A 3,763-nucleotide genomic window follows, 5' to 3' on the forward strand; every position below is an offset into this window, starting at 1 on the left:
GCTACAACGCGCAGGTCGACGTGCACGATCCGTGGGTAAACGCCGCCGAGGCCGAGCACGAATACGGCCTCGTGCCGCTGGCCGAGCCGCCAACGGGCGCCTACGACGCGGTGATCGTGGCGGTGGGTCACAAGCAGTTCGTGGCGCTGGGCGCCGATGGCGTGCGCGCCTACGGCAAGCCCGAGTGCGTGGTCTACGACGTGAAGTACGTGCTGCCGCGCGAGGCAGTCGATGGTCGCCTTTGAACGCGACGTCATGCACGACGTTGCCAGCATGGAGTGCTGGCGACCAAGGGATTACGGAGCACAGTCGACGACGGCACGCTCCCGTGAAGCTGATACGCTTTGACTGGCGTGAAGCGGGCTGGAGATGGAATGAACACCGGCACATTCACCATATCCATCGACTTCGAACTGTATTGGGGCGTGCGCGACACGCGCCGCCTCGATGCTTTTCGCGAGCGCCTGGACGGCGCCAGGCAGGCCATCCCGCACACGCTGAAGCTGTTCGAGCAGCATCGCATCCACGCCACCTGGGCGGCGGTGGGCCTGTTGTTCTGCCATGATCGCGACGCCGCCCTTGCGGCGGCTCCCTCGATGAGGCCTGGCTATGCGAACGGCTCGCTGTGCCCCTACCGTTATCTGGAACAGTCGGCCGACATCGATCCGTATTATCACTTCGCGCCCGAGCTGGTCGAACTGATCGCCGCGACGCCGGGGCAGGAAGTGGCCAGCCACACGTTCTCGCACTACTACTGCCGCGAAGCCGGCCAGACCGTGGCGGCGTTCCATGCCGATCTCGCCGCGGCCGTCCGCATCGCAGCGGCGCGGGGGATCGTGCTGCGCAGCCTGGTGTTTCCCCGCAACCAGTGGAATCCCGACTATCTGGACGTGCTGGCCGAGCACGGCATCACCGCCTATCGCGGCAACGAGGACGGCTGGCTCTATGCCGCCACCGATCACGTCAGGCAGAACGCAGTGCGCCGCATGGGTCGCCTGTTCGACAGCTACGTCAATCTCAGCGGACATCACACGTACACGCTGGAAGACTGCACCGGCAGATTGCCGCTCAATATTCCGGCCAGTCGCTTCCTGCGCCCCCATGACCCGCGACTGGCCTGGCTGGATGGCTTGCGGCTGCGCCGCATCACGCGCGCCATGCGCCACGCGGCCCGGCACCACGAGGTCTTCCACTTGTGGTGGCACCCGCACAATTTCGGCATCGACACCGACCAGAACATGGGTTTCCTGGCACGCGTGATCGAGGAGTTCGAGCGCCTGCGACAGCAGGAAGGCATGCGCTCGCTGGGCATGGCCGAACTCGTCGACGCCGTGGCTGCGCGATGAGTCGACGGACTCCGCGCGTCGTCATGCTGTGCGGCGACGGGCCATCGTCCTGGTTCATGTACAACGCGCTGGCGAGCGAGGTGGAAGTCCTCGCCGTCGTGGTGGAGCGCAAACCGTCGGCTCGGGGCATGATCCGGTACAGGGTGCGCCAGTTGGGCTGGTTCACGGTCATCGGCCAGCTTGCCTTCATCGCATTCAATCGACTGCTGGCGCGGCTCCAGCGCCGCCGCAGCGACGAATTGATCCTTCGGTACGGTTTGCAGGCCGCGTTGCCGCCGGCAGACATCACCCGCCGGGTGGACAGCGTGAACTCGACAGCGGTGCGCCGCCTGCTGAAAAAGCTCGACCCAGACGCCGTGGTCGTGAACGGCACGCGGATCGTTTCACGCAAGGTGATCGACTGCATCCGACGCCCCTTCCTCAACACCCATGCCGGCATCACACCGCGCTACCGCGGCGTCCACGGCGGCTACTGGGCGCTGGTCCACGACGACGCCGAACACTGCGGCGTCACCGTCCACCTGGTCGACGCCGGCGTCGATACCGGCGGCGTGCTGTACCAGCAGCAGATCCATGTCGAGGACAGCGACGGCTTCAACACCTATCCGCTGCACCAGCTTGCCGCCGGGATCCCGCTGATGAAGCAAGCCCTGCGCGACGTGGTCGACGGCCACCTCACCAGCCGCGACGGCGTCGGGCCGTCCCGGCTCTGGTATCACCCCACCCTCGGCCAGTACCTCAGGTACCGGTTTTCCAGGTTGGTCAAATAGAACCTCGGCCTGAGCCGGGCCAGTCGAAGGAGTTCCGTGATCCCTCTCGGCAGAAGCAGGATCCCAGCGAATGCTCCGGACGCCATCGGACAAGAAAAAGGCCGGAAGTCCCGATTCTCGGAGCTTCCGGCCTTTTTGGATGCCGTTGGACGGGGTGGCGTCTATCCAACAATCCTCTGGAAGCCTTATGGTGCAACGGCTTCGCGAGTTGCCACCGCAAAAATACCCGCAAACGTACCCATTCCCGTGCGCGACGCCCTTCAGCGCGGCACGCGAAGGGTTGACCCGCGCAACGCTTCCTCGCGCGCCAGCTCCTCGGCGCAGTCGGTGGCCTCGCCGTCCAGGTCGCACGGTGAAGGCTTGGGCATGTGGCCGGTGTGGGGTGACTGGTCAGCGGTCGCCGGTCGGTCGGTTGTGGTCATTCAATCGGTCTCGGAACGTGGGCGAGATGAGGGTGTGGCCGGAATGGTAGCGTGCTGGACGCACATGATCAGCGTTCCGGCCAAACATGATCACCGCGCTGATGATGATCGGTGATGTAAATTCCGTGCTGACCGGCCGAAATTGATCCCTTGCTGCCGGTGACGACCGGCAGCTTTCGGGAAGGCCCGTTTTCAACGCTGGAGTTAAGCGGCGGCGAAGCCGTCCGCCTTGAACGAATTGTTATGTTGAGAGCCTATATTTGTGCTCGCAGATACGGCGACAAACTTGAACTTACCCCACCTGTTGCATAAGTGACTCGATGCGCAGCAGCGTCTACCGACACAACCTTGATGCCGGGGTGCAGTCTATCGTTGTACGCGTTGGGATCTTGGTAGATGCCGCGAACAAATGAGATTGGCATGAGGTAGTACAGGGCTGCGGCGCCACAGACCCACAACTCATAGTCGGCCGAAAGTGTGTTGGGATTGATATTGAACTTGTACTTATCGGGTGCACGAGCATTTGCGGAGCAAAATCGCGCGTGGACAACCGCAGAGCCAACGCGGAACTTTGAGCTGCCGACGAAGGTGACCGATAGGCCGTGTGCAAGTGACGACACAGCCGATCTTTTTTCAGAGTCACTCATATCTCCCCCGAACAACATAACGCTTGAGTTAAGCGGCGGCGAAGCCGTCCGCCTTGAACGAGTAGTTAGGTTGCTTAGCCAAGAATTTGAGCATTGCAAGGCAACCCGCTTTTGACTGTGATTTCGATGCTGTGGCCTGCGAAGATGCCGCCATCGTCGAAGTAGACCAATGCTGCCCCGATCTCGTCGTAGACATGCACCGAAGGCCGAGCCAATTTTTGCATGAAGGTTTGCTCGTCCAGTTGACCAATCTCGTCGTCTAGCCAGACATTGTTGTAGAGCGGCAAAAGTGATTGTGCTGCGTAGCGTTTGAGCTCGCCGATGTTGGCGATAAGAGTTGAGTAGTAGACAACTGCGTCCGGCGTCGGCTGCCCGTTGAAAAGATAAGGGCCGTCGAGCACTTCGACGTTCGTTCCCGCATGTTGCAACGTAACGCTCATAGACAACCTAACAGGCTGTTGAGAAACCTCCGCGCGCCGCCGCGGTCATAGACGTTCTCAATCACTGACCGCCCGATCCGATGCGCAGCCCCGACGTCCAGCAGCTTGGCATGTTCTCGTATGTATCGGTCGAAGACC

General features: G+C 62.1%; 4 protein-coding genes. 3 read left to right on the forward strand and 1 reads right to left on the reverse strand.

Features of this window, described 5'->3' with window-relative positions; translation table 11 throughout:
- From B0E52_RS00015 to B0E52_RS00025, 3 genes are all read left to right on the forward strand, one after another.
- The coding region (locus B0E52_RS00015) for a UDP binding domain-containing protein (RefSeq protein ID WP_305793686.1) at window positions 1-245 on the forward strand (245 nt) is incomplete at its 5' end.
- 129 nt (window positions 246-374) lie between these two features.
- Window positions 375-1,346 (forward strand): polysaccharide deacetylase family protein, encoded by a 972-nt coding sequence (locus tag B0E52_RS00020; RefSeq protein ID WP_077480481.1) that lies wholly within the window; start codon window positions 375-377, stop codon window positions 1,344-1,346.
- Window positions 1,347-1,402: 56 nt separating this feature from the next.
- Window positions 1,403-2,116, forward strand: a complete 714-nt coding sequence (locus B0E52_RS00025; protein WP_077480483.1) for a formyl transferase — start codon at window positions 1,403-1,405, stop codon at window positions 2,114-2,116.
- Between the two features lie 1,143 nt (window positions 2,117-3,259).
- Here B0E52_RS00025 and B0E52_RS00030 read toward each other — a convergent pair.
- Window positions 3,260-3,625 (reverse strand): DUF2262 domain-containing protein, encoded by a 366-nt coding sequence (locus B0E52_RS00030; protein WP_077480485.1) that lies wholly within the window; start codon window positions 3,623-3,625, stop codon window positions 3,260-3,262.
- Window positions 3,626-3,763: the final 138 nt, after the last annotated feature.

Source organism: Rhodanobacter sp. C06 (assembly GCF_002001105.1).
GTDB lineage: Bacteria > Pseudomonadota > Gammaproteobacteria > Xanthomonadales > Rhodanobacteraceae > Rhodanobacter_A.